The sequence below is a fragment of the Diaphorobacter sp. B2A2W2 genome, from assembly GCF_056730635.1.
Window position 1 is genome coordinate 46,215 of sequence record NZ_JBWZOR010000003.1, and the last position, 22,034, is coordinate 68,248.

Below are 22,034 nucleotides of genomic sequence, written 5' to 3' on the forward strand. Positions count from 1 at the left end.
GCCCTTGCTGGGCGCTCCGCCGTCTGCGCCGCACCAGTGGTGCGCGTCGCAGGCAATGCCCACGCCCTGGAGCACTGCCATGAGTAGTACGACCAAACCCGTGAACCAGAAGGCCTGGTTCCTGGTGCTGCCGGTGATCCTGTGCGTGGCCTTCTCGGCCATCCTGCCCTTGATGACGGTGGTGAACTACTCGGTGCAAGACATCATCAGCCCCGAGCGCCGCGTGTTCGTGGGCACGGAATGGTTCGCCGCCGTGCTGCGCGACGAGGAACTGCACGGCGCGCTGCTGCGCCAGCTCACGTTCTCACTGGCGGTGCTGTTGGTGGAGATTCCGCTGGGCATCCTGCTGGCTCTCAGCATGCCCGCGCAGGGCTGGAAGTCGTCGGCGGTGCTGGTCATCGTGGCGCTGTCGCTCTTGATCCCGTGGAACGTGGTGGGCACCATCTGGCAGATCTTTGGCCGCTCGGACATCGGCCTGCTGGGCGCGGCGTTCGAGGCCATCGGCTTCGACTACAGCTACACCGGCAACGCCACCCACGCCTGGCTCACCGTGCTGGCCATGGACGTGTGGCACTGGACTCCGCTGGTGGCGCTCCTGTGCTTCGCGGGGCTGCGCAGCATTCCCGACGCGTACTACCAGGCCGCGCGCATCGACGGCGCGAGCAAGTTCGCCGTGTTCCGCTACATCCAGCTGCCCAAGATGCGCGGCGTGCTGATGATCGCCGTGCTGCTGCGCTTCATGGACAGCTTCATGATCTACACCGAGCCCTTCGTGCTCACGGGCGGCGGGCCGGGCAACGCGACCACCTTCCTCAGCCAGTACCTCACGCAAAAGGCCGTGGGTCAGTTTGACTTGGGGCCTGCGGCGGCGTTCTCGCTGATCTACTTCCTCATCATCCTGCTGCTGTGCTTCATCCTCTACAACTGGATGCAGCGCGTGGGCACCACGCCGAAGGAGGGTGCCGGCCATGAATGAGCCCCGCTTCCAGAAACGCACGCTGTTCCTGATCGCCTACCTGGTGTTCGCCGTGCTGCCCATCTACTGGATGGTCAACATGAGCTTCAAGACCAACGAGGAGATCCTGTCCAGCTTCTCGCTGTGGCCCCAGCACTTCACCTGGGCCAACTACCAGACCATCTTCACCGACGAGAGCTGGTACTCGGGCTACATCAACAGCCTGATCTACGTGGCCATCAACACGGTGATCTCGCTCACCGTGGCGCTGCCCGCGGCCTATGCGTTCAGCCGCTACCAGTTCCTGGGCGACAAGCACGTGTTCTTCTGGCTGTTGACCAACCGCATGACGCCGCCGGCCGTGTTCCTGCTGCCGTTCTTCCAGCTCTACACCACCGTGGGGCTGATGGACACGCACATCGCCGTGGCGCTGGCGCACCTGCTGTTCAACGTGCCGCTGGCGGTGTGGATCCTGGAAGGGTTCATGAGCGGCATCCCGCGCGAGATCGACGAGACGGCGTACATCGATGGCTACAGCTTTCCGCGCTTTTTCCTCACCATCTTCCTGCCGCTGATCAAGGCGGGCGTGGGCGTGGCAGCGTTCTTCTGCTTCATGTTTTCGTGGGTGGAATTGCTCTTGGCACGCACGCTCACCAGCGTGAATGCCAAGCCCATCGTGGCCACCATGACGCGCACCGTGAGTGCCAGCGGCATGGACTGGGCGACGCTGGCCGCTGCGGGGGTGCTGACCATCGTGCCGGGCGCCATCGTGATCTGGTTCGTGCGCCACTACATCGCGAAGGGGTTCGCGATGGGCCGTGTTTGAGGAGGGCGGGCAATGTTCGACTGGATGGCCTGGACCACCCCGGTGGCGGTGTTCTTCACCTGCATCGTGCTCATGCTGATCGGCATGACGGTGTGGGAAATCCAATCCCCCACGGTGGAGCGCAAGGGCTTCCTGCCCATGACCACCACGCGCGGCGACCGGCTGTTCATCGGCCTGCTCACCGCCGCGTACATCAACCTGGCCTGGGTGGGCCTGGGCGAGAAGATGGCCCAGTGGTTCTCGCTGGAGGCCGAGCCCTCGGTGTGGATCAGCTTCGTGCTGTCCATGCTGGTGCTGGCGCTGGTGCTGCGCAAAGGGTAGTCAAAAAAGATAGCTGCTTGCGAGTGATCTACGGAGGTTTGAGATAGAAAACTATCTGAAATCTAATAACAACAAGCGCCAGTAGCTCACATTTTTATAAAAGGGGCCAGCCGACTCTCCCCCGGCACCGGCGCCCATCCAACCCCCGGGGAGCGTTCTTGTGAGGAGACAGCAATGAAGATGCAGTTCAAGGCGATCGCGTTCGCCGCCGCGGCGCTGGCGCTGGGGCAGGCAGCCTGGGCCGGCGAGGCCGAGGCCAAGAAGTGGATCGACAGCGAGTTCCAGCCCTCCACGCTGAGCAAAGACCAGCAGATGGCCGAGATGAAGTGGTTCATCGACGCGGCCAAGAAGCTGCAGGCCAAGGGCGTGAAGGAGATCGCGGTGGTCTCCGAGACCATCACCACGCACGAGTACGAGTCCAAGACCCTGGCCAAGGCGTTCAGCGAGATCACGGGCATCCAGGTCAAGCACGACCTGATCCAGGAAGGCGACGTGGTCGAGAAGCTGCAGACCTCCATGCAGTCGGGCAAGTCCATCTATGACGGCTGGATCAGCGACTCCGACCTCATCGGCACCCACTACCGCTACGGCAAGATCCTGAACCTGTCCGACTACATGGCCGGCCCGGGCAAGGACTACACCAACCCCGGCCTGGACCTGCAGGACTTCATCGGCACCAAGTTCACCACCGCCCCGGACGGCAAGCTGTACCAGCTGCCCGACCAGCAGTTCGCCAACCTGTACTGGTTCCGCGCCGACCTGTTCGACCGCAAGGACTTGAAGGACAAGTTCAAGGCCAAGTACGGCTACGACCTGGGCGTGCCGCTGAACTGGAGCGCCTATGAGGACATCGCCGAGTTCTTCACCAACGACGTGAAAAACATCGACGGCAAGCCCATCTACGGCCACATGGACTACGGCAAGAAAGACCCGTCGCTGGGCTGGCGCTTCACCGACGCCTGGCTGTCCATGGCCGGCAGCGCCGACATCGGCACGCCCAACGGCCTGCCCATCGACGAATGGGGCATTCGCGTGGCCGACGACAAGTGCACCCCCGTGGGCGCCAGCGTGGCCCGTGGCGGCGCGACCAACTCGCCGGCCGCCGTCTACGCGCTCACCAAGTACGTGGACTGGATGAAGAAGTACGCGCCCAAGGAAGCCATGGGCATGACCTTCGGCGAGGCCGGCCCCGTGCCCGCCCAGGGCCAGATCGCCCAGCAGATCTTCTGGTACACCGCCTTCACCGCCGACATGACCAAACCCGGCCTGCCCGTGGTGAATGCCGACGGCACGCCCAAGTGGCGCATGGCCCCCGGTCCCAACGGCCCGTACTGGAAGCAAGGCATGCAGAACGGCTACCAGGACGTGGGCAGCTGGACCTTCTTCAAGGACCACAACCCCGACCGCCTGGCCGCCGCGTGGCTCTACGCTCAGTTCGTGACGGCCAAGAGCACGTCGCTGAAGAAGACCGTCGTCGGCCTGACGCCGATCCGCGAGTCCGACATCCGCTCCAAGGCCATGACTGACATGGCGCCCAAGCTGGGCGGCCTGGTCGAGTTCTACCGCAGCCCTGCGCGCGTGGCCTGGTCTCCCACCGGCACCAACGTGCCCGACTACCCCAAGCTGGCGCAGCTGTGGTGGAAGAACGTGGCCCAGGCCGTCACGGGTGAGAAGACCCCGCAGGCCGCCATGGACACACTGGCCGACGAGATGGACCAGGTGATGGCCCGCCTGCAGCGCGCCGGCATGGAGCGCTGCGCGCCCAAGCTGAACGCCAAGGGTGACCCAGCCAAGTGGCTGAGCGATAAGCATGCGCCCTGGAAGAAGCTCGCCAATGAAAAGCCCAAGGGCGAAACCATCAACTACAACACCCTGCTGCAGGCCTGGAAGGACGGCAAGGTGCGTTGATGCCGCAGCGGATGGGCCCTTTGCCGGGCCCATCCCCGCGGATCCGGTCACAATTCAGGGTAAACCCTGATTTTTCTGCCAGGGTTACGGACCATTCCCCTTATGACTAGCGACACCTCCACCCCTTTGGCAACCGTACGGGCCGACCTGCTGGCCCGCCTGGCTCAACCCGTGACCTACGACCTGGCGGTCGTCGGAGGTGGGGCGACGGGCCTGGGGGTGGCGCTGGATGCGGCGGCGCGCGGCTTTTCCGTCGTGCTGCTGGAATCGCACGACTTCGCCAAGGGCACCTCCTCGCGTGCCACCAAGCTGGTACACGGCGGCGTGCGCTACCTCGCGCAGGGCAACATCGCCCTGGTGCGCGAGGCGCTGCACGAGCGCACCACGCTGTTGCGCAACGCCCCCCATCTGGCGCAGCCGTTGGCATTCGTCATGCCTTCTTACAAGGTGTGGGAAACGCCGTTCTACGGTGTGGGCCTGAAGATGTACGACGCCCTGGCCGGCAAGGCGGGCCTGGGGCCTACCGAATTCCTTGGGCGCATGGAGACCCTGCGCTGCCTGCCCACGGCCATGGCCGACGGGCTCAAGGGCGGCGTGAAGTATTGGGACGGGCAGTTCGACGACGCCCGACTGGCCCTGGCCCTGGCGCGTACCGCCGCGCAGCGGGGGGCTCTGCTTCTCAACTACTGCCCCGTGGACGACCTGTTGTACGACGGGGGGAAGGTGGCGGGCGTGGTTTGCCAGGATGCCGAGACCGGGCAGCGCTACGAGGTGCGCGCGCGCTGCGTGGTCAACGCCACCGGCGTGTGGGTGGACGCCCTGCGCCAGCGCGATGGCGATGTGAGCGGCCAGCCCGCCAAGCCCATGGTGGCGCCCAGCCAGGGGGTGCACATCGTGGTGGACCGCGAGTTCTTGCCCTCCGACCATGCGCTGATGGTGCCCAAGACGGCCGACGGGCGGGTGCTGTTTGCGGTGCCCTGGCTGGGCAAGGTGATTTTGGGCACGACCGACAGCCCACGCCAGGATCTGGCGCGCGAACCCCAGGCCATGCGGGAGGAAGTGGCCTTCATCCTGGGGGAATCGGCGCGCTACCTGCGGCGCGCCCCCCAGGCGAGCGATGTGCGCAGCATCTGGGTGGGCCTGCGTCCCTTGGTCAAGCCCTCGGACGAAGACGCCGCCGCCACCAAGAGCATCAGCCGGGAACACACCGTGCTGGCCAGCCGCAGCGGGCTGGTCACCGTGACTGGCGGCAAGTGGACCACCTACCGCGCCATGGCCGAGGATGTACTACTCAAGTGCATGGACGAACACCTGCTGCCGCGCCGCCCGGGCGGGATCACCGTTGCGCTGCCTCTGGTAGGAGCCGGTGCCACCCGGGAGCGACAGGGAATGAACGCGCCCCAGGGTCTGCATTCCTACGGTGACGAGGCCGCGCGGGTGCAAGCCCTTCCGGGTTCGCAGGTGCAACTGGCCGAAGGGCTCAGCGAGGCCATGGTGCGCTTTGCTGCGCGCCATGAGTACGCACGCACCGTGGAGGACGTGCTCGCACGGCGCTCGCGCGTGCTGTTTCTCGATGCGCGCCTGGCGGCCGCGCTGGCGCCGCGCGTGGCGGACATCCTGCGCGAGGAAATCCCCGGCCAGGACCCGCAGCTGCCCGCGTTCCTAGAGTTGGCCGCACACTACGCCACGGCGCCGGTATAAAAAGCGCTTGACGTCCGGTTTTAAGTTTGCGATACTGCCGGGCTTCGCGTTAAGTGCGCGAGGTTTCTGCCCAGCGGGAAGCGCCGCAAATGGTTTGCGGCGTGGACGACGGGCCCAAGACTGACTGGCAGGTCGGCCGCCTTGAAAGGCTTCGGGGCATTCGACCGCTGGTGCAAGTTGGGAATATTGAAATGATCCAAACAGAATCTCGGTTAGACGTTGCCGACAATACCGGCGCGAAGTCCGTCCTGTGCATCAAGGTGCTGGGCGGTTCCAAGCGTCGCTATGCCAGCGTTGGCGACATCATCAAGGTGAGCGTGAAGGAAGCTGCTCCGCGTGGCCGCGTCAAGAAGGGCGAGGTCTACAGCGCAGTGGTTGTGCGTACGGCGAAGGGTATCCGCCGCGGCGACGGTTCGCTCGTGAAGTTCGACGGCAATGCAGCAGTGTTGCTCAATTCCAAGCTGGAGCCCATCGGCACCCGCATCTTCGGCCCCGTGACGCGTGAACTGCGTACCGAGCGCTTCATGAAGATCGTGTCCCTGGCTCCCGAAGTTCTCTAAAGGACGCGCCATGAACAAGATCCGCAAGGGCGACGAAGTCATCGTGCTCACCGGGCGCGACAAGGGTAAGCGCGGCACGGTGTCGCTGCGCAAGGATGACTCTCATCTGGTCATCGAAGGCATTAACCTGGTCAAGAAGCATGTCAAGCCGAACCCCATGAAGGGTACGACTGGCGGCATCGTGGAAAAGGCCATGCCCATCCACCAATCCAACGTGGCTATTTTCAATGCCGCTACCGGCAAGGCTGACCGCGTGGGCATCAAGGTGCAGGCCGACGGCACGCGTGTTCGCGTGTTCAAGTCCAGCGGCGCCGAAATCAAGGCTGCCTAAGGAGTCCACATGGCACGACTGCAAGAAATCTACCGCGACAAGATCGCCCCCGAACTGGTCAAGCAGTTCGGTTACACCTCGCCCATGCAGGTTCCCCGTCTGACCAAGATCACGCTCAACATGGGCGTGAGCGAGGCCGTGGCGGATAAGAAGATCATGGACAACGCCGTGGCGGACCTGACCAAGATCGCTGGTCAGAAGCCCGTGGTGACCAAGGCTAAGAAGGCTATCGCCGGTTTCAAGATCCGCGAAGGCCAGGCCATTGGCTGCATGGTGACGCTGCGCGGTGCGCAGATGTACGAATTCCTGGATCGCTTCGTGACGATCGCGCTGCCCCGCGTGCGTGACTTCCGTGGTATCTCCGGTCGCGCATTCGACGGCCGCGGCAACTACAACATCGGCGTCAAAGAGCAGATCATTTTCCCTGAGATCGAGTACGACAAGGTGGATGCCTTGCGCGGCCTCAACATCAGCATCACCACGACGGCCAAGACCGACGAAGAAGCCAAGGCGCTTCTCACGGCTTTCCGTTTCCCGTTCAAGAACTAAAGGCAGCGTATGGCTAAAGTAGCTTTGATCCAGCGCGAACTGAAGCGCGAAAAACTGGCCGCCAAGTACGCCGCCAAGTACGCGGAACTGAAGGCGATTGCCGGCGATGCCAAGCGCAGCGACGAAGAGCGCGAAGCGGCCCGCCTGGGCCTGCAGAAACTGCCTCGCAACGCCAACCCCACGCGCCAGCGTAACCGCTGCGAAATCACCGGTCGTCCCCGTGGCACTTTCCGTCAATTCGGTCTGGGTCGCGCAAAGATCCGTGAACTGGCATTTGCCGGTGACATCCCCGGTGTCACCAAGGCCAGCTGGTAAGCAGGCAGGAGAGATACAACATGAGCATGAGTGATCCCATCGCTGACTTGCTGACCCGCATCCGCAACGCACAAATGGTGTCCAAGGCCACCGTGTCGGTGCCTTCTTCCAAAGTGAAGGTTGCCATCGCCCAGGTGCTGAAGGACGAGGGTTATATCGACGGCTTCGAAGTGAAGTCCGAGAGCGGCAAGACTGAACTCGAAATCACCCTGAAGTACTACGCCGGTCGCCCGGTGATCGAGCGCATCGAGCGCGTGAGCCGTCCCGGCCTGCGCGTGTACAAGGGCTGTGGTTCCATTCCGCAAGTCATGAACGGCCTGGGTGTGGCAATTGTCACGACGCCCAAGGGTGTGATGACCGACCGCAAGGCGCGCGCTACCGGTGTCGGTGGCGAGGTGCTTTGCTACGTCGCTTAACGTGGCATTGAGGAGAAGACTGAAATGTCCCGTGTAGGTAAATCCCCGGTAAGCATCCCCGCAGGCGTGGATGTGTCCATCAAGGACGACCAGATCAGTGTCAAGGGTGCTGGTGGCGTGCTGTCGCTGGCGCAGAACGCGCTGGTGAAGGTGTCTAACAACGAAGGCAAGCTGAGCTTTGAGCCGGTCAACGACTCCCGTGAAGCCAATGCCATGAGCGGCACCGTGCGCCAGTTGGTGAACAACATGGTGGTCGGTGTGAGCAAGGGCTTTGAGAAGAAGTTGACGCTGATTGGCGTGGGCTTCAAGGCAGCAGCCTCCGGCAACAAGCTGAACCTGGCCATCGGTTTTTCGCATCCCGTGAACTTCGAGATGCCCACCGGCATCACCGTTGCCACGCCGACGCCCACCGAAATCGTGATCAAGGGTGCTGACCGCCAAGTGGTGGGCCAGCTGGCCGCCGAGATCCGTGCCGTTCGTCCGCCCGAGCCCTATAAGGGCAAGGGTATCCGCTACGCGGACGAAAAAGTCACGATCAAAGAGACCAAGAAGAAGTAAGGAGCTGCAGCATGTTGACCAAAAAAGAGCAGCGTCTTCGTCGTGCCCGCCAGACCCGCATCCGCATTGCCCAGCAAGGTGTCGCGCGTCTGACGGTCAATCGTACGAATCTCCATATCTACGCCAGTGTGATCTCCGGCGATGGCAGCAAGGTGCTGGCCAGCGCATCCACGGCCGAAGCCGATGTGCGCAAGTCGCTCGGTGGCTCGGGCAAGGGTGGCAACGCCGCTGCAGCCCAGATCATCGGCAAGCGCATCGCCGAGAAGGCGAAGGCGGCCGGTGTCGAGAAGGTTGCATTTGATCGTGCAGGTTTTGCATACCACGGCCGCGTGAAGGCCCTGGCCGATGCAGCCCGTGAAGCCGGCCTGCAGTTCTAAGCGGAGCGGAATACAAAATGGCTAAATTTCAACCCAAGGTACAGAGCGAAGGTCAGGACGACGGTCTGCGCGAAAAAATGATCGCGGTCAACCGCGTGACCAAAGTCGTGAAGGGTGGCCGCATTCTGGGCTTCGCTGCGCTGACAGTGGTTGGCGATGGTGACGGCCGCGTGGGCATGGGTAAGGGCAAGTCCAAGGAAGTGCCCGCCGCCGTGCAAAAGGCCATGGAAGAGGCACGTCGCAACATGGTGAAGGTGTCGCTGAAGAACGGCACCATTCACCACAACGTGACGGGCCACCACGGCGCAGCCGTGGTGATGATGGCTCCGGCCCCCAAGGGTACCGGCATCATCGCTGGCGGCCCGATGCGCGCCGTGTTCGAGGTGATGGGCATTACCGATATCGTGGCCAAGAGCCACGGTTCGTCCAACCCTTACAACATGGTTCGCGCCACGTTTGACGCCCTGACCAATTCCACTACGCCGGCCGAAGTGGCCGCTAAGCGCGGTAAGACGGTCGAAGACCTCTTCGCTGCCTGATAGGGAGGCGTGCAATGACAACGCAACAAACCATCAAGATTCAACTGGTGCGCAGCCCGATTGGCACCAAAGAATCGCACCGCGCTACCGTTCGTGGCCTGGGTCTTCGCAAGCTCAACAGCATCAGCGAACTCAAGGACACGCCTGAAGTGCGCGGCATGATTAACAAGATCAGCTATCTGGTCAAAGTCCTCTGAGAGGTTGATGATGGAACTCAATAGCATCAAGCCCGCAGATGGTGCCAAGCACGCCGCGCGCCGCGTTGGTCGCGGCATTGGTTCCGGCCTGGGCAAGACCGCTGGCCGTGGCCACAAGGGACAAAAGTCCCGCTCCGGGGGGTACCACAAGGTGGGCTTCGAAGGCGGTCAAATGCCTTTGCAGCGCCGTCTGCCCAAGCGCGGCTTCAAATCGCACCTGCTGAAGTTCAATGCGGAAATCTCCTTGACCGCCCTGGAAAACCTGGGGTTGGCTGAGGTGGATGTGCTGGCGTTGAAGAACGCAGGACTGGTGGGCGAGCTGGCCAAGGTGGTCAAGGTGATCAAGAGTGGCGAGATTTCCAAGGCTGTGAAGCTGTCGGGAATCACCGCAACTGCTGGCGCCAAGGCTGCCATCGAAGCGGCCGGCGGTAGCCTGGCCTGATCTGGTTCTGACGAAAGGCATCTGTGGCTACTAACGCAGCTCAACTGGCAAAAACCGGTAAGTTTGGCGATCTACGCCGGCGTCTGGTCTTTCTGCTGCTCGCGTTGGTTGTGTACCGCATCGGCGCGCACATTCCCGTTCCTGGGATTGACCCGGCGCAGCTGCAGCAGTTGTTCAGTGGCCAGCAGGGCGGCATTCTCAACCTTTTCAATATGTTTTCGGGTGGAGCGCTCTCGCGCTTCACGGTCTTCGCGCTGGGGATCATGCCGTACATCTCGGCATCGATCATCATGCAGCTGATGACCTATGTGGTGCCCACATTCGAGCAGTTGAAGAAGGAAGGGGAGGCCGGGCGCCGCAAGATCACGCAGTACACCCGTTATGGAACGTTGGGCTTGGCGATTTTCCAATCGCTGGGTATTGCGGTGGCTCTGGAGAGCTCCGCAGGTCTCGTGTTGAGTCCGGGCTTCGGCTTCCGGCTCACGGCAGTGGTCAGCCTGACCGCCGGCACGATGTTCCTGATGTGGCTGGGTGAACAGATCACTGAGCGCGGCCTGGGCAACGGTATTTCGATCCTGATTTTTGCCGGTATCGCCGCGGGTCTGCCCAGTTCTATCGGTGGTCTGTTGGAGCTGGTGCGCACGGGGGCGATGAGCATCCTGGCAGCCATCTTCATCGTGATCGTCGTGGGACTGGTGACGTACTTCGTCGTCTTCGTCGAACGTGGTCAGCGCAAGATACTGGTGAACTATGCGCGGCGCCAGGTGGGCAACAAGGTCTATGGTGGGCAATCCTCCCATCTGCCTTTGAAGCTCAACATGGCCGGTGTGATTCCTCCAATCTTTGCATCGTCCATCATCCTGCTGCCTGCAACCATTGTGAATTGGTTCAGCGCGGGAGAGTCGATGCGGTGGTTGCGTGATATTTCTGCGGCACTGACGCCTGGCCAGCCGGTTTATGTGATGTTCTACGCCGCGGCGATCATCTTCTTCTGTTTCTTCTACACGGCTCTGGTTTTCAACAGCCGCGAAACGGCAGACAACCTGAAGAAGAGCGGAGCATTCATTCCAGGCATCCGCCCGGGTGAACATACCGCGCGCTACATCGACAAGATCCTGGTGCGGCTGACGCTGGCCGGGGCTGTTTACATCACATTCGTGTGTTTGCTGCCCGAGTTCCTGATCCTGAAGTACAACGTGCCGTTCTATTTTGGTGGTACGTCGTTGCTGATCATCGTTGTCGTGACGATGGACTTCATGGCTCAGGTACAGAACTACATGATGTCGCAGCAGTACGAATCGCTGCTGAAGAAGGCTAACTTCAAGACGACATTAGGTACCTGATGTCCGTGTGCCTTTGGCGAATGCGCTATAGTCGCGGGTTCGCCAAGAAGCAACGGCTTATTGATGCCCTTCGATCCATCGCGGGCACTTATTTTGTGTTCCGCGCACTGGGCCGGAACGATTGGACAAGTTTAGGAGAATGCAATGAGGGTTTCGGCTTCGGTCAAGAAAATTTGCCGTAACTGCAAAATCATCCGCCGCAAGGGCGTTGTGCGCGTGATCTGCACGGATCAGCGCCACAAGCAGCGCCAAGGTTGATTGGGAAGTATTAGAGGACGAACATGGCACGTATTGCTGGTATCAATATCCCGCCCCATCAGCACACCGAGATTGGCCTGACGGCCATCTACGGGATCGGGCGTACCCGTGCTCGCAAGATTTGCGAGGCATGCGGAATTGCTTATTCCAAGAAGGTCAAGGAATTGACCGATGCCGATCTGGAGAAGATTCGCGACCAGATCGCTCAGTTCACCATCGAAGGTGACCTGCGCCGTGAGACCACGATGAACATCAAGCGACTGATGGACATTGGTTGCTATCGCGGTTTCCGCCATCGTCGCGGTCTGCCGATGCGTGGTCAGCGCACGCGCACCAACGCACGCACCCGCAAGGGCCCGCGCAAGGGTGCAGCGGCACTCAAGAAGTAAGATTCTGAAAGATCACTATGGCTAAATCTCCCGCCAATAATGCCGCGCAACGTGTGCGCAAGAAGGTTCGCAAGAACATTTCGGACGGCATCGCCCACGTGCACGCCTCCTTCAACAACACGATCATTACGATCACCGATCGCCAAGGCAACGCTCTGTCCTGGGCTTCTTCTGGTGGCCAGGGTTTCAAGGGTTCGCGCAAGTCGACTCCTTTTGCTGCTCAGGTGGCATCGGAAGTGGCCGGTCGCGCAGCCATTGAACAAGGCATTAAGAACCTCGATGTCGAAATCAAGGGTCCCGGTCCTGGCCGCGAATCCTCGGTGCGCGCGCTGGGCGCTCTCGGCATCCGCATCACCTCTATCTCGGATGTGACGCCTGTGCCCCACAACGGTTGCCGTCCTCAGAAACGCCGCCGTATTTAATTGGTTTCATAAGCCCACCGCCACCGATCGCCTGGTGCGATGGTGGCTCCCGCAGTCCGCTGCGGCAGTCGATTCAAGGATATAAAAAGTGGCACGTTATCTCGGCCCCAAGGCCAAACTCTCCCGCCGCGAAGGCACCGACCTGTTCCTGAAGAGCGCACGCCGCTCTATCGCGGACAAGGCCAAGTTTGATTCGAAGCCAGGCCAGCATGGCCGTACTTCCGGTGCGCGTACGTCAGACTATGGTCTGCAACTGCGCGAAAAGCAGAAAGTCAAGCGCATGTATGGCGTGCTGGAAAAGCAGTTCCGCCGCTATTTCGAGGCCGCTGAACGCCTCAAGGGCAATACGGGCGCTAATTTGCTCGGCCTGCTCGAGTGCCGCCTGGATAACGTGGTTTACCGCATGGGCTTCGGCTCTACCCGTGCCGAAGCGCGTCAGCTCGTGTCCCACAAGGCCATCACGGTGAATGGTCAAAGCGTCAACATCGCATCCTATCTGGTCAAGGCCGGCGACGTGGTTGCGGTACGCGAAAAATCCAAGAAGCAGGCACGTATTGTTGAAGCCTTGCAATTGGCGCAGCAGGTGGGCATGCCCGTTTGGGTCGAAGTGAATGCCGACAAGGTAGAAGGTACTTTCAAGAAGGTCCCGGATCGCGATGAATTCGGTGCAGACATCAACGAATCCCTGATCGTTGAGTTGTACTCGCGTTAAACCATAGCTTTAAGTTAGCCGAAATCGTCCCTGAACCGCGAGGCATCGCGGTTTAGGCGCTTCACCAGCCTTACCGGTGTAACGAGCTGGGGGTATTGAGAGGAAGTCTGCATGCAAACCAATTTGCTGAAACCCAAGGCAATCAATGTCGAGCAACTTGGCCCCAACCGTGCCAAGGTGGCGTTGGAGCCTTTTGAGCGCGGTTACGGGCACACGCTGGGCAATGCCATTCGCCGTGTACTGCTCTCTTCCATGGTGGGTTACGCAGCAACGGAGGTGACGATTGCCGGTGTCTTGCACGAATACTCGTCCATTGACGGCGTTCAGGAGGATGTGGTCAACATCCTGCTGAACCTCAAGGGGGTGGTGTTCAAGCTGCACAACCGTGACGAAGTCACGCTGAGCCTGCGCAAGGATGGCGAAGGCGTCGTCACGGCGCGCGACATCCAGACACCGCACGACGTTGAAATCGTGAACCCTGAGCACGTCATTGCCACGCTGTCTGCGGGCGGCAAGCTGGACATGCAGATCAAGGTGGAAAAGGGCCGCGGCTACGTGCCCGGCAACCTGCGCCGCTACGCGGACGAGGCGACGAAGTCCATTGGCCGTATCGTGCTGGATGCTTCCTTCTCGCCGGTGAAACGCGTGAGCTACACCGTTGAGAGCGCGCGTGTGGAACAGCGCACGGACCTGGACAAGCTCGTCGTCGAGATCGAAACCAACGGCGCCATTACTGCCGAGGACGCGGTCCGCGCTTCCGCCAAGATTCTGGTGGAACAGTTGGCAGTATTCGCGCAGCTGGAAGGCGGTGAGTTGGCAGCTTTCGATGCGCCGGCAAGCTCTCGCGGCGCTGCGACCTTCGATCCGATCCTGCTGCGTCCTGTGGACGAACTGGAACTCACCGTTCGCTCCGCCAACTGCCTCAAGGCGGAGAACATCTATTACATCGGTGATCTGATTCAGCGAACCGAGAATGAACTGCTGAAGACGCCGAACCTGGGTCGCAAGTCGCTCAACGAGATCAAGGAAGTGCTCGCTTCGCGCGGCCTGACCCTCGGTATGAAGCTCGAGAACTGGCCTCCGGCAGGGCTCGACAAGCGTTAAGTTATAATCTTAGGCTCTCTGAAAAGAGCCAGTGCCTCGGGCAGTACCTGATACGGCTGCCCGATTTAATTACATCAAAGGAAAGCACCATGCGCCACGGACACGGTCTCCGTAAACTCAATCGCACCAGCTCGCACCGCCTCGCGATGCTGCAGAACATGATGAACTCGCTCATCGAGCATGAGGCCATCAAGACCACATTGCCCAAGGCCAAGGAACTGCGCCGCGTGATCGAACCCATGATCACCCTGGCCAAGGAAGATTCCGTTGCGAATCGCCGCCTGGCTTTCAATCGCCTGCGTGATCGTGACAGCGTGACGAAGCTGTTCAACGATTTGGGTCCGCGTTTCAAGACGCGCCCCGGCGGCTACACCCGCATTCTGAAGATGGGCTTCCGGGTGGGCGACAACGCGCCTATGGCGTACGTCGAACTGGTGGATCGTGCTGAGACGCCTGAAGTTTCTTCCACGGAAGCTTAAATATAGGTTATAATTTCTGTCTACCGCGCGATGGAGCAGTCTGGTAGCTCGTTGGGCTCATAACCCAAAGGTCGGAGGTTCAAATCCTTCTCGCGCAACCAATCAAATCAAAGGGTTACGACGTTGTCGTAACCCTTTTTTCGTTTTAGCGGGGGTTTTTGCTGCAGTTTTGCTGCAGTTGTGCCTATACGCCTTGTCTCAACTTTCTTGGAGTAGCAAGGTATGGCATCAATCACTAAGCGTGGCCCCTTCCAGTGGCAGGCCATTGTTCGCAGAGTCGGCTTCCCGACCCAGACGCGCACGTTTGAGTGCAAGCGGGATGCAGCGGACTGGTCGATGACCGTTGAGTCCGAGATGAGGCGTGGACTGTTCATCGACTGCTCCGATCTGCAGAGAATGGAGCTCCTCGAGCTACTGATGCGGTACATGGATGAGGTCACGCCGACGAAGCGGGGATGTGGCCCTGAAGAATCCCGACTAAGGCGTTTGATGGCGCATCCACTTGCGCTACGGCGTCTTGCATCGCTTTGCGCGGCGGATTTCTCCATGTACCGTGATGAGCGCCTTGATGAAAACGCGGCGGGCAAAACAGTACGTGAAGAGTTGCTGTTGCTCTCTGCCGTACTGAACACGGCACGAAAAGATTGGTCAATTCCGGTCGAAAACTGGGTTCAGCATGTGCGCAAACCTGCTCCGGGCCAGCATCGGGAGCGGCGCCCGACTGCTGACGAGGAGGCAAGGCTGCTGGTCGCTTGCAGGGCGAGCAAGAGCGTCGGCCTCGAATGCTCGGTGGTGCTGGCAATTGAAACGGGAATGCGGCGTGGTGAGATTGCCGGACTTACGTGGACGCAAGTGGACTTTGCTGCGAAGGTTGTGCGACTGGAGTTGACCAAGAACGGTAGCAGGCGCATGGTACCGTTGTCGGTGGCCGCCGAGGCTGCTCTACGAGCGCTGCCGCGCAACATCGATGGAAAAGTTTTCTCGTTCCATGATTCAAATGGTCTGGGTGCCGCCTTTGTGCGGGCATGCGCAAGAGCAGAGATCGAAGACCTGCACTTTCATGACCTTCGACACGAAGCAGCGTCGCGTTTCGCGCCGCGTATGCCAGCGACTACCCTGGCGAAGCTCATGGGGTGGAAGACGATTCAAATGGCAATGCGGTACTACAACCCCAATGAACAGGAACTCGTCGCGCTCGTGCGCACAGCGTGAGTCCCCTGCCGGGAAGCCTCCTCGATAGAGGGGCTGCGTACCATAGTACGCCGCATGAGCCATTCGTTGGCTCGTGAATTGTCCTCTTTGTATCAATGGACCCGGACAGTCCAAAAAACCTAGGATTTCTGGACACTCTTCGCGCGATCGCTTTTTGCCCTCCGCGCGCTATACGAAATGTGCAACAAGCCATTCAACTATCAACGTCCAACAAAGGAGTCTCGATATGGCACACATTGGGTACGCGCGGGTCAGCACGCACGAGCAGAACTTGGATCTGCAACGTGATGCACTGGCGCGCGCAAACGTAGCGCAGGTCTACGAAGACAAGGCCAGCGGCAGAACAATCGATAGGCCGGAGTTGACGCAATGCCTCAAGGCCTTGCGACCCGGCGACACGCTCGTTGTCTGGCGCCTGGACCGGCTGGGACGCAATCTGCGAGACCTGGTGCGCATCGTGTCGGAACTGGAAGAACGCGGTGTGTCCTTCCAGTCCCTCACGGAAATGATCAACACGCAGGGGCCCTCCGGCAAGCTGGTATTTCACCTCTTTGCTGCGCTGGCACAGTTCGAGCGCGAGCTACTGCGCGAGCGCACGTTCGCCGGTATCGCCGCAGCACGCGCACGGGGACGGCAGGGCGGGCGCAAGCCCCTTCTCAGCGCCTCGCAGATCAAGGCGGCTATTGCGCTCATGAACGACAAGAGCATGAGCGTCACCGAGATCTGCCGCCAGTTCCGGGTTTCGCGTTCCACGCTTTACAACCTGTGGGAGCGCAGCCCACAGGCGGCGTAGGCGCTGCCTGAGCGCCCCCTTTTCCTGGTCAGCCAGGAAGCCAATGGATTTCTGTCTGGCTCCCGCCGGACCCCTCAACGCGTCCCTTCCACGGGAAGTGGACGTATTCCCTCACTGCACTCGCAAGCAGGTCGTTTCTGACGGCCGCCAGCACGAGGAATAGCAAGGACAGGGCAACTGATTTTGAGCCGGCGTGAGCTGGACCTATAGGCATACAGCGACTAGAGATTAATTTGGAACTGGCGATCACCAGTAAGACTGGACCCGCGGCAGCGAGTGCTCCTTGGAGCACTGAATGCAACGCAAGCACCGCCCTCTCATTGACGAACGCCCCGTCCATGAACTGAAGGCCCCCCATGAACCAGCTGAGCTTGTCAATAAGATCGGAACAAGTGCGACGCAGCGCAAAAAGCGCAAGCGCATAGCAGCCAAAAAAATGAAAGAAATTGGAAAAGCGATGCGAAGAATGGGCAAGACGAAGTGGCTCTATGCCGTGTGTCTTACGCTCACCTACGCGGAAAGCGACGAATTCGAGAAAAAGCACATCACGCGATTCAACGACTGTCTGCGTGCCAAGCTCAAGCGCCAGGGCCATTCGTTGGGCTATATCTGGGTATTGGAGCGCGCCTCCGTCCTTCACTACCATCTTGTCCTATGGCTGCCGCGCGGTTATCGGCTGGAACATGACGATTTGGCGCGCTGGTGGCCTCATGGAAGCACATTGATAGAGGCCTGTCGCAAAGTGACCGCGTGGCTCAAGTACATGCGCAAGAGTGAGAGCAAAGACAACTTGCCAGAGTCGGCCAGGATGTTTGGCTATGGCGGACTGGACGAAGAAGGCAAGCTGGTGCTTGCGCGTCGCGGCAGCCCGCTTTGTATCCAGCCAAGCATGAACGTCCGCGATGGCGAAGCGAGGAAGGCGACCTATGCGTATTACTGCAGGGAGGTCACCGCCGATAGACAGGCGGTTGTAGATGGTTTGAGGGGCTAGGCCCAGGAGCCTGGAGAGCTCTGTTGGAGACACAAGAAGTTGCTGCATCGTTTGTGGAAATAACGCAGCCAAGGCGACTGCATTTTGTATAGGCACAAACGCGCTTTTTTGAGAAACAAATTTACTTGTCTCTTCCAGCGGCTACCCTTGTGGGCAGATCGTGCTGCAATTTTGCTGCAGTTAGTTCGGCATATCGGGGTAAAATCAGGTTGGGCAGGGTAGTGTAAGCCGTTGATTTGATTGATGTTTTGGTTTGTTTGCGAGGGGAGTGATTTGGGCTCATAACCCAAAGGTCGGAGGTTCAAATCCTTCTCGCGCAACCAAATTCTGGCAGTCAAAAAAAAGGCCCACTTCGGTGGGCCTTTTGTTTTTGTTCAGGCTGCTCCGCTTCTTGAATCTGCGGCGCGCGGGACCCGAGGGCGGACGGAAACGGCCCTCTGTTGTCTTAGTGCCCCCACGTGGTTGTGTTTCAGGACATGCCGACGACTGGCGCGCGTCCTATTGATACGTACCCCAGGCCGAAGCGCGCAATGGTCTCGGGGTCATAGAGGTTGCGTCCGTCAAAGACCATACGGTCGTGGAGCGCATGGGCCATCTGCGCAAAGTCGGGCACGCGGAAGATTTTCCATTCCGTCACGATGGCCAACGCGTCCGCTCCTTCCAATGCCTCGGTGGGACTGCCGCACAGCACCAGGTCGTCACGCTCTCCGAAAATGCGCCGGGCCTCGTCCATGGCGGCCGGGTCGTGGGCGCGCACCTGGGCGCCTGCCGCCCACAGGCTCTGCAGGAGGTAACGGCTGGGCGCTTCGCGCATGTCATCGGTTTCCGGCTTGAAGGCCAGCCCCCAGACCGCGATGGTCTTGCCGCGCAGGTTGCCGCCGTAGTGCGCAATGATGCGCCGCGCCAGCAACTGCCGCTGCGCGTCATTGCGGCTTTCGACCGCCAGCAGCAGATCGGGGGTGAAGCCAATGGACTGGGCCGTGTGGATGAGGGCCTTGACGTCCTTGGGAAAGCAGCTCCCGCCGTAACCCACGCCGGGATAGATGAAGTGGTAGCCAATGCGCGGGTCACTTCCGAGCCCGCGGCGCACGTCTTCGATGTCCGCACCCAGTTGCTCGGCCAGGTTGGCCATTTCATTGATGAAGCTGATCTTGGTGGCCAGCATGGCGTTGGCGGCGTACTTCGTCAGTTCGGCGCTGCGCACATCCATCATCACGATGCGGTCGTGGTTGCGATTGAAAGGCGCATACAGCTCGCGCAATTGGCGCTCGGCCTGGGGTGCGCGTGTACCGATGACGATACGATCGGGCCGCTTGCAATCGGCGACGGCAGCACCTTCCTTGAGGAATTCGGGGTTGGACACCACCTCGAATGCCAAGGCCACGCCCCGCGTCTCCAGCACCTTGCGTACGGTATCGGCGACCTTGTCGGCCGTGCCCACGGGGACGGTGGATTTATTGACGATGGTCTTCGGCTCGGTCATGTGCGTCGCGATGGTGCGCGCGACGGCCAACACATGCTGCAGATCAGCGCTGCCGTCCTCATCGGGCGGGGTGCCGACGGCCAGAAAGATCAGCTCCCCATGGGCCACGCCCTGAGCGGCGTCAGTAGTGAAGCGCAGCCGGCCTGCCGCCTGGTTGGCCCGCACCAGGGGCTCCAGCCCCGGCTCGTGGATGGGAATGTGGCCCGCCTGCAGCGCAGCCACCTTGGCGGCATCGACGTCCACGCAGATCACATCGTGGCCGACGTCGGCCAGCACTGCACCCTGCACCAGGCCGACATAGCCAGTGCCAAAAACCGTAACTTTCATGATGGGTAGAAGTCCTTGTACCAGTGGACGAAGCGCGCCACGCCGTCCCGCACGGGCGTATGGGGGGCAAAGCCGACCCAGGAAGCCAGCGCCGACATGTCGGCCGCCGTGCTGTGCATGTCGCCGGGTTGTAGTGGAAGCATGCGCTTGAGGGCGACAATCCCCAACGCCTCCTCCAGCGCATGGATGTAGTCCATGAGCAGCGTAGGAGCGCTGTTGCCGATATTGAAGATACGGTAGGGCGCGAGGCCCGAGCCGGGCGACGGCGACAGTGGATCGAATGCGGCGTCGGGTGTGGCGGGCTTGTCGAGTACGCGTAATACGCCCTCGACGATGTCGTCGATGTAGGTGAAGTCACGCACCAACTGACCTTCGCCGTAGACGTCGATCGTCTCGCCCGCAAGCATGGCGCGGGTGAACTTGAAGAGCGCCATGTCGGGCCGCCCCCATGGCCCATACACCGTGAAAAACCGCAGGCCCGTGGTCGGAATGCCGTACAGGTGCGCGTAGGCATGCGCCATGACCTCATTGGCCTTCTTGGTCGCCGCGTAGTAGCTGACGGGATGGTCCACCGCGTCGCGCTCGGAGAACGGCAACTTCGCGTTGCCTCCGTACACGCTGGAGCTGCTGGCAAACACCAGGTGCTCCACCTGCTGTGCGCGGCAGCCCTGCAGGATGTTGCCGAAGCCCAGCAGATTGGAGTCGGTGTAATCGTCGGGTTGGTCGATGGAGTAGCGCACGCCGGCCTGCGCCGCCAGATGCAACACCCGATGGGGACGCACCCGCGCAAACAGCGCATGCATGGCGTCGCGGTCGGCGACATCGATCTGCTCGAAAGTGAATTCGCCCTGACCGTGCAAGCGGCCCAGGCGCGCGTGCTTCAGGCCGACGTCATAGTAGGCATTGAGGTTATCGATGCCCACCACCCGTTCGCCGCGCTCCAGCAGCCGCTGCGCGCAATGCATGCCGATGAAGCCGGCGCAGCCGGTGACCAGGGTGACGCTCATGGTTGTGTGCCGCGTGGGCTCCAGATGTATTCGTAATGGGCCTGGGGTGTGCCCGCGCGCACCATGTGGAAGGGCAGGTGGATGGACTGCAGCGCACGCGGCGCGATGCGGGCCTGGGCCTGATCCCACCAGCTCGACGGAACGTAGTCGGTGCGTGAAATCAACAGCAGGCCTTGCCCCCGCTGCACGCTGCGGCGCAAATGGTCGGCGACACAGGTCGGGATCTCGTCTTCGCCCGGCGCACAGGCGTCCACCAACGCGTCGGGAAAGCGCACCCGCAGCATGCCGGCCAGCATATGGTCGGACGCGACGATGGGGCTGGTGCCGTCATAGCCCGCGGCGCGCAGGGCGTCCGCCAGTTCGATGGACGGGTGGTTCAGCTCATCCACCTCGCCGCGCAGCCCGCTGAACCAGGGGCGTATGCCGGCAGCGACCAGCAGGATGACGGCCATCGTGGCCACGGCGATCGTGTAGCGCCGTGCACGCGGATGGTGTTGCAATTCGGGCCGCGCAGAGAAGGCGGCCAGGGGTGCCATACACAGTAGTGGAAGTATCCAGCGGCCCTTGAAGTTGCTCACGCCTGCAAACACCACCATGCCGGCTAGCGCCAGCAACACCAGGCCTAGGTAGCGCACGAACACGCGGTGCATCGGCGGCGACACCGGCGCCAGCGGCCGCTGCCACCAGGCCGAACGGAAAGCCCACAACGCGAACAGCGCCCACAACAGCAGCGTGCTGGGGACCACGCCCTCCAGCAGCCTCAGCAGGCCCTTGACCAGCCCGTTTTCAGGCTGGATGTTCATCTTGCTAATGGTGCCGGACGTCGCCTCGGTGAGGTGTGACAGCAGCCATGCCGCATGCGGCAGCACGACCAGCAGGCCCACCAGGGGTGCCCACCACCAGCCGCGCGACAGCAGCGCGCGGCGCGCCTCGGGTACAGACAGTGCCGCCAGCAGCATGGCGCCCGCCACCAGCGCGAAGCTGTACTTGCCCAGCATGCCGAAGCCGCACACCAGCCCCAGCAAGGCAAAGTCCAGCGGCCGGGGGCGCTGCACGATGCGCAGCAGCAGCCACCACGCGCCACAGGCCATCGCCGTGACCAGGATGGTATGGGTCTGGTCGCGGACCGAATACCAGCCCAGCGCGGGCATCAGCACCATGCTGGCCGACGCCCAGAAGGCCCCCCGCTCGTCCAGCAGTTCCCGTCCGGCCAGGTACATGAGCGAATACGTTAGTGCCAGCAGCCCATGCTTGAGCAGCGACAGCGCCAGCACGCTGGGGCCGAACACCTGGTTCATCGCCCATTGCAGCCAGGTGTACAGCGGCGGCTGCGGGCCGTAGCCCAGTGCCAGCTCCTGGGTCCACAGAATCTGCTCGGCCTCATCCCACTTCAGCGCGGGCGACGCAAGCAGGCGCATGGCCACGTGCGCCAGCGAGATGGCCGCGAACCAGAACAGCGGGTGGGTCCAGGGAAGGCGGGACGAAAGCGCGCGGGGCGCGGTGGAGGCGGTCATGGGGC

28 protein-coding genes, 1 tRNA gene and 1 pseudogene are annotated in these 22,034 nt (G+C 61.4%); 26 read left to right on the forward strand and 4 right to left on the reverse strand.

Annotated elements, in window-relative coordinates; all coding sequences use genetic code 11:
* The first annotated feature begins 79 nt into the window (after positions 1–79).
* From AC1PPL_RS06275 to AC1PPL_RS06400, 26 genes and pseudogenes are all read left to right on the forward strand, one after another.
* Positions 80–976, forward strand: a complete 897-nt coding sequence (locus AC1PPL_RS06275; RefSeq protein WP_123674859.1) for a carbohydrate ABC transporter permease — start codon at positions 80–82, stop codon at positions 974–976.
* On the forward strand, positions 969–1,781 hold the full coding sequence (locus AC1PPL_RS06280) for a carbohydrate ABC transporter permease (protein WP_012655440.1): 813 nt from the start codon (positions 969–971) through the stop codon (positions 1,779–1,781). The genes AC1PPL_RS06275 and AC1PPL_RS06280 overlap by 8 nt, the downstream gene beginning before the upstream one ends.
* Positions 1,782–1,793: 12 nt before the next feature.
* Complete coding sequence (locus tag AC1PPL_RS06285; protein WP_011803850.1) at positions 1,794–2,102, forward strand: DUF2160 domain-containing protein; 309 nt, start codon at positions 1,794–1,796, stop codon at positions 2,100–2,102.
* A gap of 174 nt (positions 2,103–2,276) precedes the next feature.
* Positions 2,277–4,010 (forward strand): ABC transporter substrate-binding protein, encoded by a 1,734-nt coding sequence (locus AC1PPL_RS06290; RefSeq protein WP_288012271.1) that lies wholly within the window; start codon positions 2,277–2,279, stop codon positions 4,008–4,010.
* A 102-nt stretch (positions 4,011–4,112) separates the two neighbouring features.
* Positions 4,113–5,711, forward strand: a complete 1,599-nt coding sequence (locus AC1PPL_RS06295) for a glycerol-3-phosphate dehydrogenase/oxidase (RefSeq protein ID WP_479972911.1) — start codon at positions 4,113–4,115, stop codon at positions 5,709–5,711.
* Positions 5,712–5,902: 191 nt separating this feature from the next.
* Positions 5,903–6,271 (forward strand): 50S ribosomal protein L14, encoded by a 369-nt coding sequence (gene rplN / locus AC1PPL_RS06300; RefSeq protein ID WP_011803853.1) that lies wholly within the window; start codon positions 5,903–5,905, stop codon positions 6,269–6,271.
* Positions 6,272–6,281: 10 nt separating this feature from the next.
* Positions 6,282–6,602: a 50S ribosomal protein L24 gene (gene rplX, locus AC1PPL_RS06305; RefSeq protein WP_011803854.1), complete on the forward strand. Its 321-nt coding sequence runs from the start codon at positions 6,282–6,284 to the stop codon at positions 6,600–6,602.
* A gap of 9 nt (positions 6,603–6,611) precedes the next feature.
* Complete coding sequence (gene rplE, locus AC1PPL_RS06310; protein WP_011803855.1) at positions 6,612–7,151, forward strand: 50S ribosomal protein L5; 540 nt, start codon at positions 6,612–6,614, stop codon at positions 7,149–7,151.
* A 9-nt stretch (positions 7,152–7,160) separates the two neighbouring features.
* Positions 7,161–7,466 carry a 30S ribosomal protein S14 gene (rpsN, locus tag AC1PPL_RS06315; protein ID WP_011803856.1) on the forward strand — a complete coding sequence of 102 codons (306 nt, stop codon included), beginning with the start codon at positions 7,161–7,163 and terminating at the stop codon, positions 7,464–7,466.
* 20 nt (positions 7,467–7,486) lie between these two features.
* Complete coding sequence (rpsH, locus tag AC1PPL_RS06320; RefSeq protein ID WP_011803857.1) at positions 7,487–7,882, forward strand: 30S ribosomal protein S8; 396 nt, start codon at positions 7,487–7,489, stop codon at positions 7,880–7,882.
* A 24-nt stretch (positions 7,883–7,906) separates the two neighbouring features.
* Positions 7,907–8,440, forward strand: a complete 534-nt coding sequence (gene rplF / locus AC1PPL_RS06325) for a 50S ribosomal protein L6 (RefSeq protein WP_011803858.1) — start codon at positions 7,907–7,909, stop codon at positions 8,438–8,440.
* A gap of 11 nt (positions 8,441–8,451) precedes the next feature.
* The gene (gene rplR, locus AC1PPL_RS06330; RefSeq protein WP_011803859.1) at positions 8,452–8,817 is read left to right on the forward strand and encodes a 50S ribosomal protein L18; all 366 of its coding nucleotides are present in this window, start codon (positions 8,452–8,454) and stop codon (positions 8,815–8,817) included.
* Between the two features lie 17 nt (positions 8,818–8,834).
* Positions 8,835–9,356: a 30S ribosomal protein S5 gene (gene rpsE / locus AC1PPL_RS06335; RefSeq protein WP_011803860.1), complete on the forward strand. Its 522-nt coding sequence runs from the start codon at positions 8,835–8,837 to the stop codon at positions 9,354–9,356.
* Between the two features lie 14 nt (positions 9,357–9,370).
* A complete protein-coding gene (gene rpmD, locus AC1PPL_RS06340; RefSeq protein WP_012655443.1) occupies positions 9,371–9,553 on the forward strand; it encodes a 50S ribosomal protein L30 in 183 nt (60 codons plus the stop codon).
* A 10-nt stretch (positions 9,554–9,563) separates the two neighbouring features.
* Entirely contained in the window at positions 9,564–9,995 is a 432-nt protein-coding gene (rplO, locus tag AC1PPL_RS06345; protein ID WP_011803862.1) for a 50S ribosomal protein L15, read from the forward strand.
* 23 nt (positions 9,996–10,018) lie between these two features.
* Positions 10,019–11,338, forward strand: a complete 1,320-nt coding sequence (gene secY, locus AC1PPL_RS06350) for a preprotein translocase subunit SecY (RefSeq protein ID WP_011803863.1) — start codon at positions 10,019–10,021, stop codon at positions 11,336–11,338.
* A gap of 144 nt (positions 11,339–11,482) precedes the next feature.
* Positions 11,483–11,596, forward strand: a complete 114-nt coding sequence (gene rpmJ, locus AC1PPL_RS06355) for a 50S ribosomal protein L36 (protein WP_003050535.1) — start codon at positions 11,483–11,485, stop codon at positions 11,594–11,596.
* Positions 11,597–11,619: 23 nt separating this feature from the next.
* Complete coding sequence (gene rpsM, locus AC1PPL_RS06360; RefSeq protein WP_011803864.1) at positions 11,620–11,985, forward strand: 30S ribosomal protein S13; 366 nt, start codon at positions 11,620–11,622, stop codon at positions 11,983–11,985.
* A 17-nt stretch (positions 11,986–12,002) separates the two neighbouring features.
* Positions 12,003–12,407, forward strand: coding sequence for a 30S ribosomal protein S11 (gene rpsK / locus AC1PPL_RS06365; protein WP_011803865.1), 405 nt, complete (start codon positions 12,003–12,005; stop codon positions 12,405–12,407).
* 88 nt (positions 12,408–12,495) lie between these two features.
* Entirely contained in the window at positions 12,496–13,119 is a 624-nt protein-coding gene (gene rpsD / locus AC1PPL_RS06370) for a 30S ribosomal protein S4 (protein WP_012655444.1), read from the forward strand.
* Between the two features lie 111 nt (positions 13,120–13,230).
* On the forward strand, positions 13,231–14,223 hold the full coding sequence (locus AC1PPL_RS06375) for a DNA-directed RNA polymerase subunit alpha (RefSeq protein ID WP_011803867.1): 993 nt from the start codon (positions 13,231–13,233) through the stop codon (positions 14,221–14,223).
* A gap of 89 nt (positions 14,224–14,312) precedes the next feature.
* Positions 14,313–14,702, forward strand: a complete 390-nt coding sequence (gene rplQ, locus AC1PPL_RS06380) for a 50S ribosomal protein L17 (RefSeq protein ID WP_011803868.1) — start codon at positions 14,313–14,315, stop codon at positions 14,700–14,702.
* A gap of 24 nt (positions 14,703–14,726) precedes the next feature.
* Positions 14,727–14,803, forward strand: a tRNA-Met gene (locus tag AC1PPL_RS06385).
* Between the two features lie 121 nt (positions 14,804–14,924).
* Complete coding sequence (locus AC1PPL_RS06390) at positions 14,925–15,914, forward strand: site-specific integrase (protein WP_479972912.1); 990 nt, start codon at positions 14,925–14,927, stop codon at positions 15,912–15,914.
* Positions 15,915–16,140: 226 nt separating this feature from the next.
* Positions 16,141–16,707 carry a recombinase family protein gene (locus AC1PPL_RS06395; RefSeq protein WP_479972913.1) on the forward strand — a complete coding sequence of 189 codons (567 nt, stop codon included), beginning with the start codon at positions 16,141–16,143 and terminating at the stop codon, positions 16,705–16,707.
* Positions 16,708–17,173: 466 nt separating this feature from the next.
* A pseudogene (locus AC1PPL_RS06400) lies at positions 17,174–17,470 on the forward strand (rolling circle replication-associated protein); the annotation flags it as partial.
* On the opposite strand, the gene AC1PPL_RS06405 reads toward AC1PPL_RS06400, so the two are convergent.
* The 4 genes from AC1PPL_RS06405 to AC1PPL_RS06420 form a co-directional block, all read right to left on the reverse strand.
* Positions 17,360–17,746 carry a helix-turn-helix transcriptional regulator gene (locus tag AC1PPL_RS06405; RefSeq protein ID WP_479973080.1) on the reverse strand — a complete coding sequence of 129 codons (387 nt, stop codon included), beginning with the start codon at positions 17,744–17,746 and terminating at the stop codon, positions 17,360–17,362. The pseudogene AC1PPL_RS06400 and the gene AC1PPL_RS06405 sit on opposite strands and share 111 nt — an antisense overlap.
* Before the next feature lie 421 nt (positions 17,747–18,167).
* Positions 18,168–19,508 (reverse strand): UDP-glucose dehydrogenase family protein, encoded by a 1,341-nt coding sequence (locus AC1PPL_RS06410; RefSeq protein ID WP_479972914.1) that lies wholly within the window; start codon positions 19,506–19,508, stop codon positions 18,168–18,170.
* Positions 19,505–20,515 carry an NAD-dependent epimerase gene (locus AC1PPL_RS06415; protein ID WP_479972915.1) on the reverse strand — a complete coding sequence of 337 codons (1,011 nt, stop codon included), beginning with the start codon at positions 20,513–20,515 and terminating at the stop codon, positions 19,505–19,507. The genes AC1PPL_RS06410 and AC1PPL_RS06415 overlap by 4 nt, the downstream gene beginning before the upstream one ends.
* Positions 20,512–22,029, reverse strand: coding sequence for a glycosyltransferase family 39 protein (locus AC1PPL_RS06420; RefSeq protein ID WP_479972916.1), 1,518 nt, complete (start codon positions 22,027–22,029; stop codon positions 20,512–20,514). The genes AC1PPL_RS06415 and AC1PPL_RS06420 overlap by 4 nt, the downstream gene beginning before the upstream one ends.
* Positions 22,030–22,034 lie beyond the last annotated feature (5 nt).